The 22,859-nt window shown below is 67.9% G+C and carries 24 protein-coding genes; 3 read left to right on the top strand and 21 right to left on the bottom strand.

Features of this window, described 5'->3' with window-relative positions; genetic code table 11:
- Positions 1-247: 247 nt before the first annotated feature.
- From MJ797_RS17075 to MJ797_RS17015, 13 genes are all read right to left on the bottom strand, one after another.
- Complete coding sequence (locus MJ797_RS17075) at positions 248-541, bottom strand: DUF2469 domain-containing protein (protein WP_239310639.1); 294 nt, start codon at positions 539-541, stop codon at positions 248-250.
- Complete coding sequence (locus tag MJ797_RS17070; RefSeq protein WP_239336054.1) at positions 538-1,251, bottom strand: ribonuclease HII; 714 nt, start codon at positions 1,249-1,251, stop codon at positions 538-540. Before MJ797_RS17070 ends, MJ797_RS17075 begins: the two co-directional genes overlap by 4 nt.
- Positions 1,217-2,284, bottom strand: coding sequence for a signal peptidase I (gene lepB, locus MJ797_RS17065; RefSeq protein WP_239336020.1), 1,068 nt, complete (start codon positions 2,282-2,284; stop codon positions 1,217-1,219). Before lepB ends, MJ797_RS17070 begins: the two co-directional genes overlap by 35 nt.
- A gap of 557 nt (positions 2,285-2,841) precedes the next feature.
- The gene (rplS, locus tag MJ797_RS17060; RefSeq protein WP_239336017.1) at positions 2,842-3,198 is read right to left on the bottom strand and encodes a 50S ribosomal protein L19; all 357 of its coding nucleotides are present in this window, start codon (positions 3,196-3,198) and stop codon (positions 2,842-2,844) included.
- 138 nt (positions 3,199-3,336) lie between these two features.
- Entirely contained in the window at positions 3,337-4,122 is a 786-nt protein-coding gene (trmD, locus tag MJ797_RS17055) for a tRNA (guanosine(37)-N1)-methyltransferase TrmD (protein ID WP_239336016.1), read from the bottom strand.
- Between the two features lie 2 nt (positions 4,123-4,124).
- Entirely contained in the window at positions 4,125-4,670 is a 546-nt protein-coding gene (gene rimM, locus MJ797_RS17050; RefSeq protein WP_255739100.1) for a ribosome maturation factor RimM, read from the bottom strand.
- 10 nt (positions 4,671-4,680) lie between these two features.
- Positions 4,681-4,914 carry an RNA-binding protein gene (locus MJ797_RS17045; protein ID WP_239311291.1) on the bottom strand — a complete coding sequence of 78 codons (234 nt, stop codon included), beginning with the start codon at positions 4,912-4,914 and terminating at the stop codon, positions 4,681-4,683.
- Positions 4,915-5,370, bottom strand: coding sequence for a 30S ribosomal protein S16 (gene rpsP / locus MJ797_RS17040; RefSeq protein ID WP_239336012.1), 456 nt, complete (start codon positions 5,368-5,370; stop codon positions 4,915-4,917).
- 222 nt (positions 5,371-5,592) lie between these two features.
- On the bottom strand, positions 5,593-7,167 hold the full coding sequence (gene ffh / locus MJ797_RS17035) for a signal recognition particle protein (protein ID WP_239336052.1): 1,575 nt from the start codon (positions 7,165-7,167) through the stop codon (positions 5,593-5,595).
- 363 nt (positions 7,168-7,530) lie between these two features.
- The gene (gene ftsY / locus MJ797_RS17030) at positions 7,531-8,751 is read right to left on the bottom strand and encodes a signal recognition particle-docking protein FtsY (protein WP_239336010.1); all 1,221 of its coding nucleotides are present in this window, start codon (positions 8,749-8,751) and stop codon (positions 7,531-7,533) included.
- Positions 8,752-8,785: 34 nt separating this feature from the next.
- Positions 8,786-12,406: a chromosome segregation protein SMC gene (gene smc, locus MJ797_RS17025; RefSeq protein WP_239336009.1), complete on the bottom strand. Its 3,621-nt coding sequence runs from the start codon at positions 12,404-12,406 to the stop codon at positions 8,786-8,788.
- A 149-nt stretch (positions 12,407-12,555) separates the two neighbouring features.
- Positions 12,556-12,750 carry a hypothetical protein gene (locus tag MJ797_RS17020; RefSeq protein WP_239311296.1) on the bottom strand — a complete coding sequence of 65 codons (195 nt, stop codon included), beginning with the start codon at positions 12,748-12,750 and terminating at the stop codon, positions 12,556-12,558.
- A gap of 213 nt (positions 12,751-12,963) precedes the next feature.
- Entirely contained in the window at positions 12,964-13,299 is a 336-nt protein-coding gene (locus MJ797_RS17015; protein ID WP_239336050.1) for an acylphosphatase, read from the bottom strand.
- 94 nt (positions 13,300-13,393) lie between these two features.
- Here MJ797_RS17015 and MJ797_RS17010 point away from each other — a divergent pair, with 94 nt between their 5' ends.
- Entirely contained in the window at positions 13,394-13,636 is a 243-nt protein-coding gene (locus tag MJ797_RS17010) for a hypothetical protein (protein WP_239311297.1), read from the top strand.
- A gap of 47 nt (positions 13,637-13,683) precedes the next feature.
- Here MJ797_RS17010 and mutM read toward each other — a convergent pair whose 3' ends face one another.
- The 8 genes from mutM to recG form a co-directional block, all read right to left on the bottom strand.
- Positions 13,684-14,538 (bottom strand): bifunctional DNA-formamidopyrimidine glycosylase/DNA-(apurinic or apyrimidinic site) lyase, encoded by an 855-nt coding sequence (gene mutM, locus MJ797_RS17005; RefSeq protein WP_239336001.1) that lies wholly within the window; start codon positions 14,536-14,538, stop codon positions 13,684-13,686.
- A 21-nt stretch (positions 14,539-14,559) separates the two neighbouring features.
- On the bottom strand, positions 14,560-15,384 hold the full coding sequence (gene rnc / locus MJ797_RS17000) for a ribonuclease III (protein WP_239336000.1): 825 nt from the start codon (positions 15,382-15,384) through the stop codon (positions 14,560-14,562).
- Positions 15,381-16,355 (bottom strand): phosphate starvation-inducible protein PhoH, encoded by a 975-nt coding sequence (locus MJ797_RS16995; protein WP_239335999.1) that lies wholly within the window; start codon positions 16,353-16,355, stop codon positions 15,381-15,383. Before MJ797_RS16995 ends, rnc begins: the two co-directional genes overlap by 4 nt.
- Positions 16,356-16,360: 5 nt before the next feature.
- Positions 16,361-16,531: a 50S ribosomal protein L32 gene (gene rpmF / locus MJ797_RS16990; protein WP_239335998.1), complete on the bottom strand. Its 171-nt coding sequence runs from the start codon at positions 16,529-16,531 to the stop codon at positions 16,361-16,363.
- The gene (locus tag MJ797_RS16985) at positions 16,531-17,115 is read right to left on the bottom strand and encodes a DUF177 domain-containing protein (protein WP_239335992.1); all 585 of its coding nucleotides are present in this window, start codon (positions 17,113-17,115) and stop codon (positions 16,531-16,533) included. Before MJ797_RS16985 ends, rpmF begins: the two co-directional genes overlap by 1 nt.
- Positions 17,116-17,542: 427 nt before the next feature.
- On the bottom strand, positions 17,543-18,019 hold the full coding sequence (gene coaD, locus MJ797_RS16980) for a pantetheine-phosphate adenylyltransferase (RefSeq protein WP_239311303.1): 477 nt from the start codon (positions 18,017-18,019) through the stop codon (positions 17,543-17,545).
- Positions 18,016-18,573 carry a 16S rRNA (guanine(966)-N(2))-methyltransferase RsmD gene (gene rsmD / locus MJ797_RS16975; RefSeq protein ID WP_239335990.1) on the bottom strand — a complete coding sequence of 186 codons (558 nt, stop codon included), beginning with the start codon at positions 18,571-18,573 and terminating at the stop codon, positions 18,016-18,018. Before rsmD ends, coaD begins: the two co-directional genes overlap by 4 nt.
- Entirely contained in the window at positions 18,570-20,840 is a 2,271-nt protein-coding gene (gene recG, locus MJ797_RS16970) for an ATP-dependent DNA helicase RecG (protein ID WP_239335979.1), read from the bottom strand. The genes rsmD and recG overlap by 4 nt, the downstream gene beginning before the upstream one ends.
- 393 nt (positions 20,841-21,233) lie before the next feature.
- Here recG and MJ797_RS16965 point away from each other — a divergent pair, with 393 nt between their 5' ends.
- Both MJ797_RS16965 and MJ797_RS16960 read left to right on the top strand, forming a co-directional pair.
- On the top strand, positions 21,234-21,566 hold the full coding sequence (locus MJ797_RS16965; protein WP_239335978.1) for an Rpn family recombination-promoting nuclease/putative transposase: 333 nt from the start codon (positions 21,234-21,236) through the stop codon (positions 21,564-21,566).
- A 553-nt stretch (positions 21,567-22,119) separates the two neighbouring features.
- A partial coding sequence (locus tag MJ797_RS16960) for a reverse transcriptase domain-containing protein (protein ID WP_255739088.1) occupies positions 22,120-22,859 on the top strand: 740 nt, incomplete at its 3' end.

The raw sequence follows: 22,859 nt of genomic DNA, 5'->3' as shown, positions 1-22,859 counted from the left end.
TCGCCGTCCGTTTGAGATCGTCATTCCGGCTCGCTGCGTCCAGGCGCCCCCTGGCTGCGTTGTCGGCCAAACCGATACACCTCATCCGGTATCGCTTCGGCCTTCCGCCTTGCCAAGGGGCGCCTGGACGCGGCTCACTGATCGAAAGCCCGATCTCAAACACACTCTTACCGACCAGCGCACGCTGACCATCAGAGCGACCGAATATCGACGATAAAGATCACCGATATTCGATGATGATCAAAAATCAGAGCTCCGCCTTGGTCAGCTCCTCAACGTTGATGTCCTTGAACGTCACCACACGCACGTTCTTCACGAACCGTGCCGGCCGGAACATGTCCCATACCCATGCATCACGCAGAGTGAGCTCAAAAAAGACCTCACCCGCGCTGTTACGGACGTCGATCTGATAGTCGTTTGCAAGATAGAAACGACGGTCCGTCTCGATGACATAGGAAAACAAACCGACGACGTCACGATATTCGCGATAGAGCTGGAGCTCCATCTCGGTCTCGTACTTCTCGAGGTCTTCGGCGCTCATGCGCTCTCCATCGCGCTGCGTAGCCCGGTTCGTGTCACGACATCCTCCAGCCGCGACAGTCGTTCGCGTTGAGCTTCTGCCACATTGACATACGACATCCGATGCTGATCACATGGGCCGTAAGCGGCCAGTGCCGCGGCGTGCCCTGCTGTGACATACCCCTTGTGTTGCGCAAAATCATACTCGGGGTACGCAGAGTGCAGATCATTCATGATCCGATCTCTGGTCACCTTGGCAACGACGGACGCGGCGGCCACACAGGCCACCACCTGATCCCCCTTGAGCACGGCTGTGGACTCGACTCCCAAGCCCGCCACCGCAAACCCATCGGTCAGCACGTACCCGGGACGCCAGGGCAGCCGAGCCACCGCGCGACGCATTCCAGTGATGTTCGCCACATGCACACCCCGCAGGTCGATCTCGGATGCATCGATCACAACGGTCGTCCACGCCTGGGCGACACCAAGGATGTCGTCGAACACCTGCTCGCGCAGACGGGCGGACAAGCGTTTGGAGTCGGCCAACGTGCCGATGCTTCGCGATCCGCCCACGGGGAGAACGACGGTCGCGACGACAAGAGGACCAGCGCACGCGCCCCGCCCGGCCTCGTCGACCCCGGCAACGGGCGCGAGCCCCCGGCGCCAGAGCGCACGCTCGTACCCCCACAGCCCGGCATCACGCCGGATCGTCGCCCTGGCCGGAGCGAACAGCAGTGGGCGGCTGGGTTGGACGCTGACGCCGTCGCCGCCGCGCGGGTCGGTCCGACCGCCGCGCGGGGCGATCGCCGTGCCGGGCTGATCCACCGTCGCCACCCGGGCTGCTCCTTCCGAGCGGTGATCGCCGATGCGACACGGCGACCCCGCCCACCGCCACCACGCCAGCCGCGGCCAGGCCGGCAACCGGGAGGCTGGCCGCCGGCAGACCGGTAGCGGTGGCAAAGATGTTCGGCGGAGACAAAATCGCCATCCGCCCCAGCGGCCAGACCCGCACAAAGGCACGGCCGACAACCTTGCTTTCCGGGATGGTCCCGTTCACCCGTGAGTCCGAGGACTCACTGCGATGGTCGCCCATGACCCACAGCTCGCCGGCAGGCACCTTCACCGGGGCGAACTCGCGCCCGGAGCCAGCCGGGCTGTTCTCATAGACGTACGGCTCATCGAGGGGCTTGTCGTTAACCGTCACCCGGCCCTGAGAATCGCAGCAGGCCACCGTGTCGCCAGCCACGCCGATGACCCGTTTGATGAAGTCCTTGTCGCTGGGGGCACCGAGGCCGAACACACCCTGAACCGCGCGCACGGCACGGGAGACAACGTTGCTCGGCGGGTCGATCAGGGTCTCCGCCCGCTCGAAGCCGGTGCCGTCGCCGTTGAACACGACAATCTCACCGCGATGGACGTCCCTGAAGCGGTAGACGAGCTTGTTGACCAGAACCCGGTCGTTGACCAGCAGGGTCCGTTCCATCGAGACGGTCGGTATCCAGAACGCCTGCACGAGAAATGCCTTGATGACCAGTGCGAGCAGGAAGGCGACCAGTATGAGGACAGGCAGCTCACGGGCGAACGAGCCCCTCCCCCCGCGACCGCGGCCCAATGCCCGGCGCGCGCGCCGGGTGGGTTCCTCGGCGGTCGGATCCATCGCGACCGCCTGGGGGTCGCCAAGGGCACCCCCGGTGACGGGAGCATCCCCGGCGACCGCGGGCTCGGCGCCCGCCGCCGGGCCGGACGCGTCAGTCGGCGAGATCACGGTGTCTTCCCCAGCACTATTGCCCACGACGGATCCCGTAAGGTCTCGCGCGCCGGGACTGGCGTCGCCGCCCCGCTTCACCGTCTGCCCATTCGCCATCTGCCCACAGCCATCATCAGGCGGCCCCTGGCCACTGGGCGCGTCTGACGGATGCTCGATCGCCTCGCCCCCCACCCGAACGCTTCGCGTCCGTGCGGGCCCCTGCTCTCGATGCCAGAAAGCGTCCTGCCGTGTTGTCGTCGGTCCGGACAGAACACCGCTATCCGGACCTTCTCCGCCTTGCGGGCCGCTTTCTGGATCATCGCCCACATCGACCACCGTCCATCAGACACGCCCTAGCCAGAACAGCACTGTCCCAGCGAGCCGGAAGACCCTGCTCGGCTCCACTCACCACGCCACCTCATGGGTTGGCCGAACTCGGCCGAATTTGATGACCGTCACCGTGGTATCCGACAGGGGAGGGAAAGTGACCACCCTACGCGGGCCTGCTCCGGCAATAGCACGGTAGCGCAGACATGGTGACGCATGGTCAACCTTCGTGCCAACCCACGCACACCTCAGCGTCCAGCCGGCCGACGCTTTTCCTTGATCTTCGCGGCCTTGCCACGCAGCTCACGGAGGTAGTACAGCTTCGCCCGTCGCACGTCTCCACTGGTCACGACTTCAATCTTGGACACGACCGGGCTGTGGACCGGGAAGGTCCGCTCAACCCCGACACCAAAGCTGACCTTGCGGACCGTGAAGGTCTCGCGAACACCACCGCCCTGGCGGCGGATCACAACGCCCTGGAAAACCTGGATGCGCTGGCGATTGCCTTCGACGACACGAACGTGGACCTTCAGGGTGTCGCCCGGCCAGAACTGCGGGACGTCGGTCCTCAGCGACGCGGCGTCGAGGCTGTCCAGGGTTTGCATGGCAGTCGCTTTCTCGCGGGGATGACAGGGATGAACCAGCTGCGGGCCAACCGCCACAAATGGTCCACTGTCGTGGACCATGCTGCCACCCGCCCAGGGGAGTTCCCGTCGGGACGACTGACGGCCGGACACCGCATCCTACTGTGCCACACGACCGGCCGGGTCGGTGCTGGCCGGGTCGGTGCCAGGATTCGCGTGGGGCCCGCTACCGTGCGGGCCACCGTCCCGGCCCAGGTCGATCCCGGTCAGCAGATCTGGCCGGCGGTGCGTGGTCCGGCGCACCGCCGCCTCCCGGCGCCACCGGCTGATGGCCGCATGGTCACCGGAGCGCAGCACCGCGGGCACCTCGCGATCGCGCCACACGGGTGGCCGGGTATACACCGGCGGTTCCAGCAGGCCGTTGGCGAAGGAGTCGTCCGCGACGGACTCGGCGTTACCAACCACACCGGGCAGCAGGCGGGTGACCGCCTCCAGCATCACCAGCGTGGCGACCTCGCCCCCGGCCAGCACGTAGTCGCCGATCGAGATCTCATCGTCGGCCCACTCGTCGATGACCCGTGCGTCAATGCCCTCATACCGCCCGCAGCAGAACACCAGCCACGGTTCACCGGCCAGCCCGTCGGCATAGGCCTGGGTAAACGGCCGGCCCACCGGGGTCGGGACGATGATTCGCGGTGACCGGCCACCGGCTGGGCCCGATCCGCTCACCTCGGTCAGTGCCGCCCACCACGGCTCCGGGCGCATCACCATGCCCGGCCCCCCACCGTAGGGGGCGTCATCCACGGTCCGATGCGCATCGCTCGTCCACTGCCGGAGATCGTGCAGGTGAACGTCAAGGATGCCCCGGTTACGCGCCCGGCCCACCAGCGACAGTTCCAGCGGGCTGAGATACTCAGGAAAGATTGTGATAATGTCGACACGCACGGCTACTCCAGATCGAACAAGCCCGGCGGCGGGTCGACCATGAGACGACCGTCGAGTACATCGACCCTGGGGACGATCTCACGCACGAACGGGATCAGCACTTCACGCCCGTCGGCTCGGTCGACCGCGAGCAGCTCCCCGGCCGGCGTGTGGACCACGTCGACAACCACGCCGACATCCATGCCAGCTACGGTGGACACCCGCAGCCCAACCAGGTCACGGTCCCACCAGAAGTCGTCCGGGTCATCATCGCCGTCCGCGGCGGCGCCCACGGCGCCGGGCGCGATGGTGAGGACCCGTCCCCGCAGGGCTTCGGCTGCGGTACGGTCACCGACTCCCTTGAACCGCAGGAGCAGGCGGCCGGCATGCCAACGGGCCCCGGCAACCACCAGCGGAGCTGCGGCCGGCGGGTGGCCGGGAAAGCTCGACCCCGGCGCGAAGCGCCGGTCCGGAAGGTCCGTTCGAACATCGATCGTCACCTCCCCGCGCACACCGTGGGGACGACCGATTCGGCCGACCACGACCGGTTCATCCGCCGGGCGGTCCACAACCTGCCGGCTACCGGTCGACGTCGACGACGTCGACACGCAGACCCCGGCCGCCCACCCCGGCCATGACTGTCCGGAGCGCGCGCGCGGTCCGCCCGCCGCGCCCGATCACCTTGCCGAGATCGTCGGGATGCACGCGGACCTCCAAGGTCCGGCCCCGCCGACCCGACTGCATATCGACGCGTACATCGTCCGGGTGGTCGACGATGCCCCGAACAAGATGCTCGAGCGCGGCCTCCAGCACTTACTGCCCCGCCGGAGTCGATGCCTCGGCCGTCGGCGCGCTCTGCTCGCCCGCGGGTGCTTCGTCCGTGCCCTTCTTGGCCTTCTTGGGAGTGGTGGCAGGCTTGTCGCCAAGGCCCGCGGCGGCCCGAGCCGCAGTCTGGAAGGCCTCCCGCTTGTCGGGCTTGGGAGCCGCGACCTTCATCGGCGGCGGCGCGGGCAGCCCCTTGAACTTCTGCCAGTCACCGGTGACCTTGAGGATCGCGAGTACTGGCTCGGTCGGCTGAGCGCCCACACCGAGCCAGTACTCGGCGCGTTCGCCGTCCACCTTGATGATGCTCGGATCGGACTTGGGGTGATACTGCCCGATCGCCTCGATGACCCGACCGTCTCGCTTGGTACGGGCGTCCGCGACGACGATCCGGTAGTGCGGCTCGCGCATCTTGCCGAGGCGCTGAAGTTTGATCTTGGTTGCCACGATTGTCGAACTGCTCCAGACGTACGTCAGTAGCCACCAGAATGCCACGGTGGGGACGCGGAATACCGGCGGCTGGGTTTTCGGAGCGTCAAGGCGGCGGAGAGGGTCACCGCGACGACGCCGATGGTAAGGAACCCATGTCGTGCTCATAGTTTGCCAGATCGTGGACGCCGATACTCCCCAGGGCCTTTGGAGCCAACGCCTTCAGCCGATCCTGGCAGGTCAGCGCTGCTTGCCGCGGCGCTGACCGGACGGTGGACCCGCCGCTGGGAAGCCACCACCGCGCATCAGGGCGGACAGGTCAGGCATGACGCCGTCACCAGGTCCGGCCGCGGGCAGGCCACCGCCGGCCCGCCGCGCCTCAGCCGCGGCCTGCTCCGCCTGTGTCTGCGCGGCACGAGCGGCCGGATTGCCCTTGCGGTTCGCGCCCTTTCCCTTCTTGCTCGCCTTACGGCTGGCCGCGGCCCGGCCGCGCTGCCCGCCGCCGGGCACACCCATACCACCAGCCATCTGTTTCATGACCTTGCGCGCCTCGTCAAACCTGTCAAGCAGCTGGTTGACCTCAGTGACAGTCACCCCGGAACCGCGGGCCACCCGGGCCTTGCGGGAAGCCTGGAGAATCCGTGGGTCCTGCCGTTCAGCCGGGGTCATCGACCGGATGATCGCGACCACCCGATCAACGTCACGTTCACCGATCTGGGACAGCTGCTCCTTCATATGCCCCATACCAGGCAGCATGCCGAGCAGGTTGGCGATCGGCCCCATCTTGCGGACGGCGAGCATCTGGTCGAGGAAATCCGACAGGGTAAATTCCGAGGCGGCCATCTTCGCCGCCATCGCCTCGGCCTGGTCGGCCTCGAAGGCCTTCTCCGCCTGCTCGATAAGGGTGAGAACGTCGCCCATGCCCAGGATGCGCGACGCCATCCGCTCCGGGTGGAAGACGTCGAAGTCCTCCAGCGCCTCACCGGTGGAGGCGAACATGATCGGTTTACCGGTCAGGTGCGCGACCGACAGCGCGGCACCACCGCGAGCGTCACCGTCGAGCTTGGTGAGCACCACCGCGCTGAAACCGACGCCGTCAGCGAAGGCCTGCGCGGTGGCGACGGCATCCTGACCGATCATTGCGTCGACGACGAACAGGATCTCGTCCGGCGACGTCACATCGCGGATGTCCGCAGCCTGCCGCATCATCTCGGCATCCACGCCAAGACGGCCGGCGGTGTCGACAACAACCACGTCGTGCAGGCGACGCCGCGCGTGTTCCACGGCGTCGCGCGCGACCGCCACCGGGTCACCTACGCCGTTGCCGGGCTCGGGCGCGAACACGTCGATCCCAGCCCGGGCCGCCACGAGCTGGAGCTGCGTGACCGCGTTCGGACGCTGCAGGTCGGCGGCGACCAGCAAGGGGGTGTGCCCCTGGGCCGCAAGCCAGCGACCGAGTTTGCCGGCAAGCGTCGTCTTGCCCGTGCCCTGCAGGCCGGCGAGGAGGATGACAGTGGGGGGCGTCTTGGCGAACCGCAGGGTAGCCGCGCCACCACCCAGAATGGCGATCAGTTCTTCATTTACGATCTTGATTACCTGCTGGGCCGGGTTCAGCGAAGCCGAGACCTCCGCTCCCATTGCCCGTTCGCGCACGGCCGTGATGAAGGCACGGACCGCCGGCAACGCGACATCGGCCTCCAGCAACGCCACCCGGATCTCCCGGGCGGTGGCATTGATGTCAGCCTCGGACAACCGCCCCTTGCCGCGAAGCGACGAGAAAGCCTTGTCGAGACGGCTGGACAGGGTGTCGAACACGCGCACACTCCGAGATCGCTGGCGAACCGCAGCTCTCAGGGTACGCACCAGGACGGGGCGGCGGCCGGCGAGTCCGCGGCTTGCGGCCCTTCACCGCTGCGACAGGTAGCCCGGCGAGGTACACCCACACGGTGATCATGGCATAGATCCGCCGCTGTCACCGCCCTCCACACCGAGGATGGCGGGAACACCTCGCCGGGCATAACGTCCCGGCCATCGGGTCCGGCCGGGCCATGAACCTCACCTCGGCACTGTAGGTCGCCCGCACGCCGGGTGAAAGAGCCTTCCCGTGGCCACGGTGTAGGCCTGGGCAGGGCGCCGAGCAGGAGAAGCCGAACGGGAGAAGCCGGCTGGCTCTTCCGGTCAGCTCACGGCCTCTCCCAGCAACGCGTCGACGAACGCCTCCGGATCGAATGGCGCGAGGTCGTCAGGCCCCTCCCCCAGACCGACGAGTTTCACCGGTACCCCGAGCTCCCGCTGGACCGCGATCACGATGCCGCCCTTGGCAGTCCCGTCGAGCTTGGTGAGCACAACGCCGGTGATGTCCACCGCACGGGTGAACACTCGGGCCTGTTCCACGGCGTTCTGACCGGTCGTCGCGTCCAGCACGAGCAGAACCTCGTCAACGGGACCGATCTTGGCTACCACGCGTTTGATCTTTGCAAGCTCGTCCATGAGACCGGTCTTGGTGTGCAGACGCCCAGCGGTGTCCACCACCACGGTGTCCGCTCCGACAGTGACGCCTCGTTTGGCGGCCTCAAAGGCGACCGATGCCGGGTCCCCGCCCTCGCCGCCGCGTACCGTCTGCGCCCCGACCCTGCTCCCCCACGTTTCCAGCTGGTCGGCGGCGGCGGCCCGGAAGGTGTCGGCCGCGCCCAGCACCACCGTACGGTTGTCCGCCACCAGCAGACGGGCGATCTTTCCACAGGTCGTGGTCTTGCCGGTACCGTTCACCCCGACCACGAGGATGTTCGCCGGCCGGCCGGCCACGGCCGAGTGCAGCGTACGGTCGGTGCTGGTACCGATCTGGGCGAGTAGCTCGTCGCGCAGCAGCACACGCACATCCGCGGGCCGGCGGGCACCGAGAACCTTGACCCTTGTGCGCAACGACTCGACCAGTTCCTGGGTGGGCACCACCCCGACGTCGGCGACCAGCAAGGTCGTCTCGACGTCCTCCCAGGCCTCCTCGTCGAGGTTGTCCCGGGACAACAGCAGCAGCAACGTGCGGCCCAGGCTGTTCTGGGACCGCGCGAGCCGCTCGCGCAGGCGGATCAACCGGCCGGCGGCTGGCGCCGGCACCTCCCGTTGAGCTTCCCGCTCAAGTTCCAGCTCGTACGGTTCAGCTTCACCCGCAGCCTCGGCCTCGGCCTCGGGCGCGGGGATGTCAACGGTCTCGACCGTCCGCCTCGGGGTGTCTCGAGGGATCTCGGCGTCGTCACCCACCCCGGGCTGGTAGTCCGTACCTGGGTGCGGCCGGCCCCGGGTGGGGGTGCTTCGACTTCGGCGGCGGGTGCCCACCAGCAGGCCGGCGGACGCGACAAGACCGAACACGACGATCGCGATGATGATGAGGACGTACTCCACGCATCCGATCCTGACAGACCAGGCAGCCCGTTTCTCAGGCCGAAGCGCGTTCCCGGAGCCGTTGACTGATCACCGTGGTGACTCCGTCCCCACGCATCGACACACCGTAGAGCGCGTCCGCGATCTCCATCGTACGTTTCTGATGGGTGATAATGATCAACTGAGATTTCTCCCGCAGGCCTTCCAGCGCCGCCAGCAGGCGGCCGAGGTTACGGTCGTCAAGGGCGGCCTCGACCTCGTCCAGCACGTAGAAAGGCGACGGCCGGGCACGAAAGATCGCGAGCAGCAGGGCAATCGCCGTCAACGATCGTTCACCGCCCGACAGCAACGACAGACGCTTGACCTTCTTGCCCGGTGGCCGTGCTTCCACCTCGATGCCAGTGGTGAGCATGTCATCGGGATCGGTGAGCACGAGTCTGCCGTCACCGCCGGGGAACAGGGTCGCGAAGACCGTCTCGAACTCGCGCGCGGTGTCCTCGAAGGCCGCGCGGAAGACCTCCCGGACCCGTTCGTCGACCTCGGCGACGACCAGCAGGAGGTCGCGGCGGGTGTTCTTGATGTCGTCGAGCTGTGTCGAGAGGAACGCCGCGCGCTCCTGCAGGGCTTCGAACTCCTCGAGCGCGAGCGGGTTGACCTTGCCCAGCCGGGCGAGCTGTCTCTCGGCCGCGGCCGCCCGCGCCGCCTGGTCAGCGCGGTCGAACGCGACGGCCTCGCCGTCCGGGGTGTCCGGCGGTACGGGCACGTGCGGTCCGTACTCGCTGACAAGATCGTCAACGGCTATCCCGTGCTCGTCGAACGCCTTGGCCTCCAGCGTCTCCACCCGCAGGCGCTTCTCGGCACGGGCGAGCTCGTCGCGGTGGACATCGTCACGCAACGCGGCGAGCTCGCCGGCACGTGTCCGTACCTGCTCGCGGACAGCGGTCAGATCGGTCTCGGTCCGCAGCCGCCGCGCCTCGGCCTGGCCACGTTCGGTGTCGGCGGCGACCAACGAGTTCTCCAGCGCCGCGAGAACATGACCGGCAGCGTCGGCCACAGCCGCGGCAACGGTCGCCTGGCGCTCCCGCACCTCCCGTCGCCGGGCCGCCGCCAGCCGCGCGGCCCGTTCGTTCGCGGCGGATCGGACCAGCGCGTCCGCGCGGCCGGCCAGCGCTCGGGCCCGTTCCTCACTGGTACGCACCGCGAGCCGAGCCTCGACCTCCTCGCCGCGCACGGCTGAGGTCGCGGCCGCGAGCCGGTCACGCTCAGCTGGCGACCGGTCGCCGACGTCAGGTTCCGAGGATGTCGCGGCCAGCATCGCCTCCAGCTCCGCCAAGGCACCGTATGCCTGGTCGCGAGCGGTTTCGGCCTGCATCCGGACCCGTTCGAGACGTTCGATCTCAGCGGCTCCCGACCGGTTCGCCCGCTCCAGCTGGGACAGCTGTTCGGACAACGCCCGGTGACGGGCGTCCGCTCCATGCAGCGCCGCTGACGCGTCGTCGATCCCGCTTCTGGCCCGCTTCACCTCCTCGGCGGCGGCGGCGACGGCCCCGCGGGCACGCTCACCGCTGCTGGCCGCCGCAAGCATCCGGGACTCCGCCTCGTCCGCCGCGGCCCGAAGTTCGAGCAGGGACGGCGCTCGGGCACTGCCACCGGTGGCGAGCTCAGGCCCGATCACATCACCAGCCCGGGTGACCGCTCGGATGCCGGGATGTTCACGGACAAGCTCAACAGCGGTCGTGAGGTCGGCAACCACGATGGTGGCGGCCAGCAACCGGGCCACTCCCACGGCGTAGCGCGGGTCACTGACCCGCACGAGGTCCACGGCGGGAACCCCACCGCGACGGGCGTCCGCCGACAGGGCCATGACCGGGTCGGTCCCGCACCCGTCGGCGACCGGGCCGTCGCCGCTCGGGCGGCCGGCGACCAGCAGCGACGCGCGCCCCGCGTCGACCGCGCGAAGCCACTCGAACACGGCAGCGACATCCTCGACAGCACCGACCGCGACGGCGTCGGCAGCCGGACCCAGGACGGCTGCCATCGCGGCCTCGGCCCCTGGCTCGACCGCCAGCAAGGCGGCGAGGCGGCCCAGGACGCCGGTGGGCCTGGCGGGAGCGCCGTCCGACCGGGCAGCGCCGTTGTCCCGCCCGCTGCCGGCGGCGTCCAGCAGCGCGGCGGCGCCGTCCTTCGGCGTCAGCGACAGGATGAGCGCCTCCCCACGGGCCTGCCAGGAAGCCCGATCGCGTTCGGCGGAACGCTCCTGCGCACGCAAATTCTCCAACCTCGCCGTCGCGTCCGCATGGACCGCCATGGCCTCGGCATGCCTCGCGGTGAGCTCGGAACGGGTCGTCCGCATCCGGGCGAGTTCTGACTCCAGCGCGACACGCTGGTCGCTCGTTTCGCCACCGCGCTGCCGGGCGGCGTCCACGGCCTCGGAGATCCGGACGATCTCAGTCTCAGCACTGGCGGCGCGGGAGCGAGCCGCCTCCACCCGCCCGGCCAGCCGAGCCAGGTTCTCCCGTCGGCTTGACGCCTCCCGCGCGGCAGCCACAAGCGCCTTTTCCTCACCGGCCAGTGCTGTTTCCAGCCCGGCCCGGCGGGCGACGACCTCGGCGAGGTTGTCACGATCAGCATCTAGCCGCACGCCGAGAGCGTTCTCCTGTTCCCGGACTGCCGCCGCTTCCTGCTCCAGCTGCTCGGGGTCCCGTCCACCGCGTTGTTCCTCGGCCCCGGAGCGCAGCAGCCGGACCCGCTCGGCCGCGAGTGACCGGGTACCTCGGACGCGCTCCCGAAGGGATGCCAGGGCGTGCCAAACCTCACCCGCGGCAGCGGCCTGGGGGGTCACCGCGGCCAGCTCCGCCGCCAGGATCTGCTCACGCCGCTGGCCGTCGGTGTATGCCTGCCCGGCCGCCGCGAGACGGACCCGCAGCGCTTCTTCATCCCTGTTGTCAGCCGCGATGTCACCGCGGGCGGTGACGATGTCGTCGGCCAGCAGGCGCAGCCGTGAGTCACGCACCGCTGCCTGGATGACACCGGCCTTGCGGGCGATTTCCGCCTGCCGGCCCAGCGGGCCCAGCTGGCGCCGCAGCTCGGCGGACAGGTCCGTCAGGCGGGTGAGATTGGCCGCCATCGCCTCCAGCTTGCGCAGGGCCTTTTCCTTGCGCTTGCGGTGCTTGAGGACACCAGCCGCCTCCTCGATAAAGGCGCGCCGGTCCTCCGGGCGGGCGTGCAGAACCGCGTCGAGCTGACCCTGGCCAACGATCACATGCAGCTCACGGCCGATCCCAGAGTCGCTCATGAGCTCCTGGATGTCCAGCAGCCGACACGAACTACCGTTGATCGTGTATTCACTCTCGCCGCTACGGAACATCAGGCGACCGACCGTCACCTCGCTGTACTCGATGGGCAGCGCACCGTCGGTGTTGTCGATGGTGAGCAGGACCTCGGCGCGACCCAACGGCGGGCGCGACGGCGTGCCGGCGAAGATGACGTCCGACATCGTCCCGCCGCGCAGTGCTTTGGCGCCCTGCTCGCCAAGGACCCAGGCCATCGCGTCGACGACGTTGCTCTTGCCCGAGCCGTTCGGCCCCACAACACAGGTGATGCCGGGCTCGAGGTGCAGGGTCGTCGAACTCGCGAACGACTTGAAGCCCCGCAGGGTAAGGCTCTTGAGATGCACCTGTCTCCGGAGCTGTCGGAGGGGACGGAACACCAACGATACTGCCAACTTCACTACCAGCAGGATCCGGCAAATGAGCCCCGGCAGCACGAAGGGACGTTCCCCACGAGGAGAAACGTCCCTTAACTCCCGCTACGGATTCGGGAGGATCAGGTCAGCGCGGGCTCTGCTTCAAGCGCGCGAAGTTCGTCAGAGACATCAACGCCTTCAAGCGCGTCCGTAAGAGCACGAGAACGCGCAAGCTCGTCTTCCAGTTCTGCTACACGTGCACGAAGTCGGCGTACCTCATACGACAAACGAACATCGTTGCCAGAGCCGACGTGGCCGAAAAGGGCCTTCGCCATGATGATGGTCCTCCACGATGAGTGACCGAGCGGGTGCGGGACGCGCTGCAACCCACCGAGAGGAACCGGGATAGATCACACGACGCGCCAGACAATGAACTCAGGATCGCACGCGAAGTGGCCGAATGTCAAGACGATGCCATACCCGGACGGCTCCCGATGGCATTTTGTCGAGATGAGGACACCTCGTCATCACCCAACCGCCGACACAGATCATTTTCGGGTAAAATTTGACAGATCACCCTTCGCCTGCGACCAGGAGGACGTGACCTGGGTCGTCAGACCTGGTGTGTGCCCGGCCCGCAACATCTCCAGGAGAGCCGCGCAAGCGGCTCGTGAACCTTCCGCAACGATCTCGACCCGGCCATCTGTGAGATTCGTCGCCGAACCCACCAGGCCGAGCCGACGCCCACGGGAACGGACATAAGCCCGAAAACCAACGCCCTGCACCCTCCCTGACACCCACGCTGTCAACCGGGCGGGCGGTTCAGGCCCAGCGGACGTATTGTGATCATTCTGATCCGGTGGTTCCGCGGGAACATCACACATGGGCACGATAGGCTACCGGCCCATTGTGAATACCATGCGTTCGCCCCGATCCCGTCAGCTCCGGGTGCACCTGCCCGGCGGCCGACGAGCCGTCATGACGATGGTCAGCGCCATCATCATCCCCGCGGCGCTGTCACTCAGCGGCTGCGGCCAGAGTTTCAGCCAGGATGGCGGCATCCTGCCGGTGCCCCAGGCCAGCACGGAGGGCCTACGCAGTGCCACACCGGCACCAGCACCAGCCGCGCCCAACGAGATCATTGGTCCGGGCTACGCCCCGCCCCGCACCTCAGGTCCCACCCAGACCGCGGTACCCAACCTCCCCGGCGGCAAGCTGTAAAACGGCCTTCCTCTGGGTCCACGGCGCTGCCGCGGACCCAGAGGAAACTACCAACGGCCCCTTCTCGGCCGTGGTTGACAGCCTGGACAGCTGAAACTGGACCGGTTCATGAAGGCATCCCGACGGACGGGCGTCCGGCATCGTGAACATGGCTGACCGGTCCGCCCATAGACCTCCAGCGAACGGTCGAACCGGCCGCTCACACCATTGACCGATACATAGAGCGAGTCGAAGGAGGTCCCGCCCGCGTACAACGCGGCGGTGAGAACCTCACGTGCCGCATCCAACAAGCGGCAGAGCTCACCGCGGGTAAGCGTCTCAGTCGGCCGCGCATAATGCAGCCTCGCCCGCCACAGGGATTCATCGGCGTAGATGTTACCGATACCGCCGACAAGGGTCTGATCGAGTAACGCGCGTTTGATTCCGGTCCGGCGGCGGCGAACGGCCGCGACGAACTCCGGGTCAGAAAAACCCGAGTCCAGGACATCCAGCGCGATATGCGCAATCGGTTCCGGCACACCCGCACCGGTGGGGACGACCGCAAGACCACCGAAGGTGCGCTGATCGACAAATCGCAGTTCCCGACCGGCGTCGGAGAACGTGAAACGAATTCGGAGGTGGGTCTCGGCGGGTTTGTTCGCGGGCACCGCGAGAAGCTGGCCGCTCATGCCGAGATGAGCGAGCAGCGCCATCCCGTCGCCGAGATCCAACCACAGATACTTCCCCCGCCGGTGTACGGCAAGGATCGTACGGCCCGCGAGCACCGCCACGAAGTCAGCGGTCCCAGCGGCGTGCCGCCGGACAGCCCGGGGGTGCGCAACCACGACCTCCGCGATCGTCCGGCCGACCAGCGCCTGTTGCAGGCCGAGCCGGACGACCTCGACCTCCGGAAGCTCAGGCATGGCGGAAAGACCGGCGGCGGATCAGCGGTTACCCGTGCGCACAGCCGTCTCAGCGCGGCTGTCCACCGGATCGCCGTCATCCCGCTCTCCGCCGGCAGGCCCGTCGGGATGACAAGGATCGGCCGAACGCGCCTCCAACGCCTCGAAGGCGGCGGCTGCGGCGCGCTGCTCGGCCTCCTTCTTGCTCCCACCGTCACCATGGCCGAGGATTTCACCGGCCACGACGGCGCGGGCGGTGAACCGCTTGGCATGGTCCGGCCCGAACTCATCCACCTCGTACTCGGGCGGACCCAGCAACAGCACGGCGGTCCGTTCCTGCAACGAGGTTTTCCAGTCCAGCCCGGCCCCCCGGCCGGCGGCCACGTCCAGCAGCGGGTCGAACAACCGGTGGACGAACTGGGACGCGACCTGCAGGCCGTCCAGCCCGCCAGCCGACAGGTAGACCGCGCCAATCAGCGCCTCAAGGGTGTCCGCGAGGATGCTGGCCTTGTCCCGGCCTCCGGTGGTCTCCTCACCACGGCCCAACAGCAGGTACGGACCGATGCCGTTCTCCCCCAGCGTGCGGGCGACACCAGCGAGCGCACGCATGTTGACTACGGACGCGCGCTGCTTGGCGAGCTGTCCTTCCGGCAGGTCCGGATGACGGTGGAACAGGGCGTCGGTGACGACGAGGCTGAGCACGGAGTCACCAAGGAACTCCAGCCGTTCGTTGGTCGGCAGGCCACCCTGCTCGTAGGCGTATGAGCGGTGCGTAAGAGCCCGTTCGAGCAGGTCGACGTCGACCGGCACACCGAGCGCGGCCACCAGGCCGTCTCTGGGCGCGGGCGGTGGCAGGCCGCGGGTCATGCCGGCAGCCCGGCACGAATCCGGCGGTGGGTGACGAGCTCGGCGAGAGCCGCCCGCTGGCGCGGCACCCAACCTGCCTGATGCGCGCCAACCGCCTCGGCAATCGCGTGCGTGACTCCGGCCGCGGCCTCCTCAGGCCTGCCATCCACGACAACCACAATCCCGTCAACACCGACCACGAATGCTCCCTCCCGCGGCTGCCACCCCGACGACGTCCGCGGTAGCTGACCGACAACCTGCGCAACCGCTCGCAGAACCGACACCAGGACCGCCCCGGTGAAACCATCACTGAGCACGACGTCAACGCCCCCGCCGGCCACCAGCGTGGCCGCCTCGACAGCGCCCACGAAGTCAAACCCCAGCTCGGCGATAAGATCGCCGACGCTCCCAGCACGCGGTCGGCCCGGATCAGCCGGCCCCGCGGACAGCAGGCCGACCCTGGGCCGCGCCACACGCAGGCGGATTGCGGCGTAGGCCGCCCCGAGGACCGCGCACTGGGTGAGCTGGTCGGCGCTGATGTTCACGCCGGAGACCGCGCCAGCATCCAGCAGAACCCTCGGCTCGGACGGCGAGCCGACGACCACGGCAAGTGCCGGCCGCGTCGCCCCCGCGAGCGGACCGAGGGTGAACGTCGCCGCGGCTGTGGCCGCGGCGACCGGGCCGGCCGACACCATCGCGTCGGCCACGCCGTCCCGCAACAGGCGGGCCGCGACTCGCACCGTAGCGTCCCGCCTCGATCGCACCGTACGGGTCGCGTCCACGCCAGCACCTACCGTATAAGAAGCATCAACGATCCGTAGCCGGCTCTCGGCACGCAGGCCGCGCTCGCGCAGCAGCGGCCCAGCGACCCGGGACGGGCCGACCAGGCTGACATTCAGGGTCGGGTCAGCGGCGAGCGCATGACTGACGCCGTCAACGACCAGCTCCGGCGCGCCGTCATCACCGGGCAGATCGACCGCCACATGTGTCACGCCACTTAGACGTCGATGACCTGTCGATCGTTGTAACGACCGCAGGTCGGGCAGACCGTGTGCGGCCGGACCACGTGGCCGCGCGGGCACTTGGCCAGAGCGGGGATCGTTGCCTTCCACTGAGCCCGCCGAGAGCGGGTGTTACTACGCGAGGTCCGGCGCTTCGGGACGGCCACTAGTCCTTCTCCTTGTTATCAATCAATGCTGAATTCTCGACCAACGATGGAAGTGCCGCCCACCTGGGGTCGACCTGTTCATGGGTATGGCCGGGCTCAAGGTCGTCCAGTCGCGCGCCGCAGTCGACGCACAGACCCGCGCAGTCCGGCCGGCAGCAGGGTGACAGCGGCAGGTTGAGCACCAACGCGTCACGCAGCGCCGGAAGCAGATCAATATGGTCGTTCACGACCTGCGGACAGTCATCGTCATCGACGTCGCCCACGACCCGGTCTGGATAGTAGAACAGCTCCCGGATGTCGACCGCGGCCTCGTCCTCGAAGGGGTCGAGACAACGCGAGCACTCGCCCGCCAACGGCGTGGACGCCGTGCCACTGACCAGCACGCCTTCCATCACGGATTCCAGCCGCACAGCCAGCTCGATAAGCGCGCCCGGCGGAACCTTGATCATTTCGTTTCCCAGCTCCGTCGGCGCGGGAGCCCGTGTCACGACATGCTTCATGGAACCCGCGCGACGGCCCAGCTCGCGAATGTCAAGTACGAGCGGGCCACGAGGGCTCCGGCGATGGGATGACGGCCCGGTCATGGGTGGAGTGCCTGTCCTTGCCACGAAAATACTGGATTCACAACTCTCGAACATCACAAGATGATGGTCATGCTTGGTGCTCAGGCTTCACGTTCGGTATAGATTTAGTACGGATTCGGTCCGGACTCAGTTCAGGTTCGGATGGTTGCCCCACCCGCCGCTCCGGACGCAGACCGCAAGCTTATCCGATCGTCCAGGCTGGTGGCGGTGCGGTCGTCGTGACTCCTCACCAACCGGCGGGACCAGCCACGCTCGGTCACAGGGACCGAGGCGAGACCTCTGGGCGGCACCCCTCGAAGGCCGCGATCTTCCCGGCGACGCGGGCGCCGGGCTCCGGCCGGGCGGCCTTGGCCGCGTCCCGCGAACGCGGCCAGCGGTTCCGTGGTTCCAGCTATCGCGCCACCGCTCGCCCACTACCGTTATCGAGCTACTGGGCGAGACGCTCCCGCAACTGCTTGAGTACAAGATCCGGCACCAGCCCGGAGACGTCCCCACCGTAGGTGGCGACCTCCTTGACCAGGCTTGACGACAGAAAGGCGTACTGCGGGTTCGTGCTCATGAACAGGGTTTCGACGCCCGCGAGCGAATGGTTCATCTGGGCCATCTGCAACTCGTAGTCGAAGTCACTGACCGCGCGCAGGCCCTTGACGATGGCCTGGATGCCACGGGCACGGCAAAAGTCGACAAGCAGGCCATGAGAGGACTCGACCAGCACGTTGGAATGCTCGCGCGCCGCCTCACGGATCAGTTCGATCCGCTCGTCCACGGTGAAGAGGTTGGCCTTGCTCTTGTTGATGAGCACAGCCACGACAACCTCGTCGAAGAGCCGACTGGCACGGCCGATGATATCAAGGTGACCGTTGGTGACCGGGTCGAAGGAACCAGGACAGACAGCCTTTCTCATGATCCGAAACCGTACCAGAGCGTCCCCTCGCCATACGTCCGATTACGTATCGCAACAAGACCATCTGGCCAGTCGAACTGCCCAGCGCGCCGCGATCGCTCCACAACACATATACCATCTGGACACAGCCAGGAATGGGCAAGCAGGCGAGTGAGCACGGCTGCCAACTCTACGTTAGACAAATTATACGGAGGGTCCAGAAACACCACGTCGAAAGCATGCCCAGGTATGGTCTCCACCACACGCTGAACAGGCTGGCAGACGATCTCCGCACCGGTGAGCCCAAGGGTCGCGGCGTTCGCGCGCAGCGTGCGGGCAACAGCGGGTGCCTGATCAACGAGCAGGGCGTGCGACGCCCCCCTCGACAACGCTTCGAAGCCGACCGCGCCGCTGCCAGCATAGAGATCGGCGAACCGCGCGCCGCGTAGCTCCACAATCGATGTGAGCGTGTTGAACAGCCCCTCCCGCGCCCGGTCGGATGTCGGGCGGGTCCGCTCGCCCGGCGGTACCCGGACGGGTCGCCCGCGCGCGGCACCACCGATGATCCGCGTCATCCCTTCTCCAGATAGGCGGCTGTGCTCTCATCGAGCGTCGCCGCGAGCGCTGCGGCCAGGGCCGGCTGCGCCGACAGCTGCGGATCAACGCGCATCAGGGCCGTCGCCTCGTCCCGCGCGGACCGGATCAGTTCCTCATCCTTGAGCAGCTCCAACAGGCGCAGCGATCGGCGGCCACCGGACTGGGCCGCGCCCAGCACGTCGCCCTCGCGCCGCTGCGCGAGGTCGAGGCGGGCGAGCTGCGCACCGTCGGCGGTGGCGGCCACCGCGGCCAGCCGCTCCCAGGCGGGCGATCCGTGTTCGGCCTCGGTGTACAGCAGGCACCACCCGGGCGCGCTGCCACGCCCAACCCGACCCCGCAGCTGGTGTAGCTGGGAAATGCCGAAACGGTCGGCATCCGCGATGACCATCACGGTCGCGTTGGGCACGTCGACCCCGACCTCGATCACCGTGGTGGCCACGAGAACATCGATGTCACCCGCCGCGAACTTCGTCATGACCTCGTCCTTGTCATCCGGGCGCAGGCGGCCGTGCAACGCCGCGGCCCGGAGCCCGGCGAGCTCGGTGTCACGCAACGCCGGGAGCAGGTCGAGCACGGCTGCACTCGGCCTACGCCCGTCCTCGGACCCGACCGTGGCATCCCACGTGCCCCCGTCGATCATGCCTGGCGGCGCACCGCCGGAGAGAGCGACCGCGGAGCCAGGCAGGACGTCACCGGCGGCATCGGGCGGAGCGTCGTCGGCGGCATCATCCTCGCCGATCCGCGGGCAGACGACATACGCCTGATGGCCCTTGGCAACCTCGTCCCGGACGCGGCCCCACATCCGGTCCGTCCAGACCTTGTTGGTCGCGGGCACGACGAACGAGGCGATCGGCGACCGGCCGGCGGGCAACTCGGTCAGAGTGGAAACCTCCAGATCGCCGAAAACGGTCATCGCGACCGTGCGCGGGATCGGCGTGGCCGTCATCACCAACACATGCGGCGGACGGGCGGACCGGGAGCGCAGCGCGTCCCGCTGTTCGACCCCGAAACGGTGCTGCTCGTCCACGACGACCAGGGCGAGGTCGCGGAAGGTCACCGACTCCTCCAGGAGCGCATGCGTCCCCACCACCAGGCCTGCGCTGCCATCCGCCACCGCCCCGAGCGCCTCGCGCCGCGACCTCACTCCGAGAGAACCCGTCACCAGCGTGATCCTCGTCGCCAGTGGCGCGGCGTCCAGCTCACCTGCCCGCCCCAACGGACCGAGCAGGTCACGCAGACTGCGCAGATGCTGGCTGGCAAGTGTCTCGGTGGGCGCGAGCAGCACCGCCTGACCGCCCGCGTCCACCGCGGCGAGCATGGCCCGCAACGCCACCACGGTCTTGCCGGAACCAACCTCGCCCTGCAGCAGCCGGTGCATCGGGAACGGCCGGGCGATCTCGGCCTTGATGGTCTCGCCGACCGCGCGCTGGCCGGCGGTCAGCGGGAACGGCAATGCCGCGTCGAATGCCGCCAGCAGACCGTCCGCCCGAGGAACCCGCGCTGTCGCCGCTGTCTGCTCGTTGTCGAGTCGACGCCGCGCGAGCGCGACCTGCAGGATAAGCGCCTCGTCCCATTTCAGGCGAAGCCGGCCACGGGTAACCTCCGCCCACGACGACGGTTGGTGGACGAGGTGGTAGGCATCGAGCAGGCCTACCAAGCGGTACTTGTCCCGAATGGCCGCGGGCAGCGGATCGTCGAGCTCAGTGAGCCCGGCGAGCAGGATTCGCACGCAGCTGCCAATCTTCCAGCTGGGCAGCTTCACCGCCGACGGGTAGATCGGGACGAGACCGCTCGCAAAGCTCCCAGCGCCGCCGTGCGTCCCCGGATCAGCGCTCTCAGCGTCCAGCAGGTGCACCTCGGGATTGGTCAGCTGCCGCCGGCCACGGTACTCCTCCACCTTGCCCGCGAACAGCGCGGTGACGCCCTGCCGTAGGTTTCGCTCCTGCCAGACCTGATTGAAGAACGTCAACAGAAGGTTGTGGCTGCCGTCCGTGACGGTGACGGTGAGCATGGAGCGTCTGCGCTCCCGCATCGGACGCCGCTGCACGCTGACGACCTGCGCCTGAACCGTGACCACCTCCCCGACAGCCAGGTTCGCGAGGTCGGTCAGTTCACCGCGTTCGTGATAACGCCGGGGCAGATGCGCGAGCAGGTCACCGCTTGTCTCCAGGCCCAGAGCATCGGCGAGCGCGGTGGCCGTTGCCGCACCCACCACGTCCCGCAGTCGCGTCGTCTGGTCGATCACACACCCGATCCTGCCCGACGGCGCCGACAACTTTCAGCTCCCACACCATCCGATGTCAGGCCCCACCATCCGGACCCGGTCCGGAAGAAGGTTGACGAACAACGAAGAACAGTTCAGCGACAGCATCTGGAGTGGTCCGGCTCCGGTAGCCAGCGGCACCCGACTGGTAGCACGGACATAGCGGTTCGTACGCGGCCGTCGGACACAAGCCGGTCCACAGAGCGACGGTGATCGGGCCGGGCCCCGTAACCGTGGTGGTTGGTGGTTGGTGGTTCAACGCTTGCCTGGGAGGCGAGCCTCGACGCGGCGCCCGCGCTACTCTGTGGCCAGGCGGATCGGATCCCGGTATATGGCGCTGTCCGAGCCGGCCATGCCCGCCTGTACGGTGCGGCCATGCCGAATCCGTCCACACCCCATGACGCGGTGTTCCGCCGGATCCTCGGCACACCGTCGAACGCGGCATCGCAGCTGCGGGCAACGCTACCAGCGGCCCTCATTGCCCGGCTCGACCTGGACCGGCTGGTCCTGGTCCCTGGTAGCCTGATCGACGCCACATTACGGTGGCGGCACACCGACCTGCTGTTCACCGTCCCGCTCGATGGTCGTGCGGCCTTCGTCTACGTACTCATCGAGGTGCGCCACGAGGCGCTTGTCTGTTCGGGTGGAGGTGAAAGGACTCCGCCGCTGGCCCGTCGCAGCGGGTCAGCGAAGCTGAGGGCAGCCTGACCGGGTGATGCCGGAGAGGGCGGGAGCAGCCCTGACAAAGCCGTACCGTGTCGGCACCGCCAGAAGGCGCGGGTGCGGCGAGCGAGACGGGAAGGAATACGAGAGGAACCGGCGTATTACGTTCCTGAAGAACATGCCGGCTCAAATCTGGTGGATACGGGCCGGATGCGGTGCACATCCCTGCCTGCCAGGCAGGGAGAACTTCGGAGAGGTATTTCGATGCCAACCCGGAGGCCGTGGGGAAAGTCTGCGGCGTACCCACACGCGAGGCCGCGGGGACAGAGTCGGGTTCCTAACCCGTCGACCGATGGACAGTGAACGTGGGAACCACCCTTAAGCCCGCAGGGAATCTCCCCAGGGCGGCAGCGCCGCAGCAGGGACAAGCGAGCGGGTTACGGGTTCCAGTTCCCTCGGCACCCAGCCGAGGGGGCGGGATAGGCGCATCGACCGCTGAAGCCGAGGGTGGGACGGAGTGGTCGTAGTACTCGGAGCCGGGGAGAGCCCGGTACATGGGGAAGGGCCATAGCGAGACCGCGAAGGGACGGAGCCTGCAATGCCGAGAGACGCGCCGCCGAATGGCGGCGCCCCAGGACCGGAGTTGGAGTCCGCGTTCGTACGGGTATCGGGTATGCAGACCAAACTTCACCGTTGGGCGGCGGCCGAACCCGGCCGCCGGTTCGACGACCTGTTCAACTTCGTGTGCGACCCGGCGACGCTGCTTGTCGCGTACAGTCGGGTCGCGGGTAATCGGGGTGCGCGGACCGCTGGTGTCGACGGCCTGACGGTCGCCGATGTCGCGCGGAAGACCGGCATCCCCGAGTTCCTGGACGACCTGCGCGCCCAGCTGAAAGCGGGTAGTTTCCGCCCGCTGCCGGTGCGGGAGCGGCTGATCCCCAAGTCTTCAGGCGGGGGAGAGACGCGGCGGCTCGGGATTCCGGCCGTCGCCGATCGGGTTGTTCAGGCTACGCTGAAACTGGTCCTGGAACCCATTTTCGAGGCCGACTTCCAGCCGGTTTCGTACGGGTACCGGCCAGGGCGGCGGGCCCAGGACGCGATCTCCGAGATCCACTACTTCGGCACCCGGGGATACCACTGGGTGCTGGACGCCGACATCCATGCGTGTTTCGACGAAATCTCGCACTCCGCACTGATGAGTCGGGTCCGTACGCGGGTCAAGGACAAACGCGTTCTCGCTCTGGTGAAAATGTTCCTCAAGGCGGGGATCCTCAGCGAGTTCGGCCAGAAGAGGGATGTAATTGCCGGGGTCCCGCAAGGCGGCATCGGTACGCCCCC

The sequence above is a fragment of the Protofrankia sp. CiP3 genome (genome assembly GCF_917627345.1).
Lineage (GTDB): Bacteria > Actinomycetota > Actinomycetes > Frankiales > Frankiaceae > Protofrankia.
The sequence above is the reverse complement of the archived record's forward strand: the minus strand, read 5'-3'. Positions and strand labels throughout refer to the sequence as shown.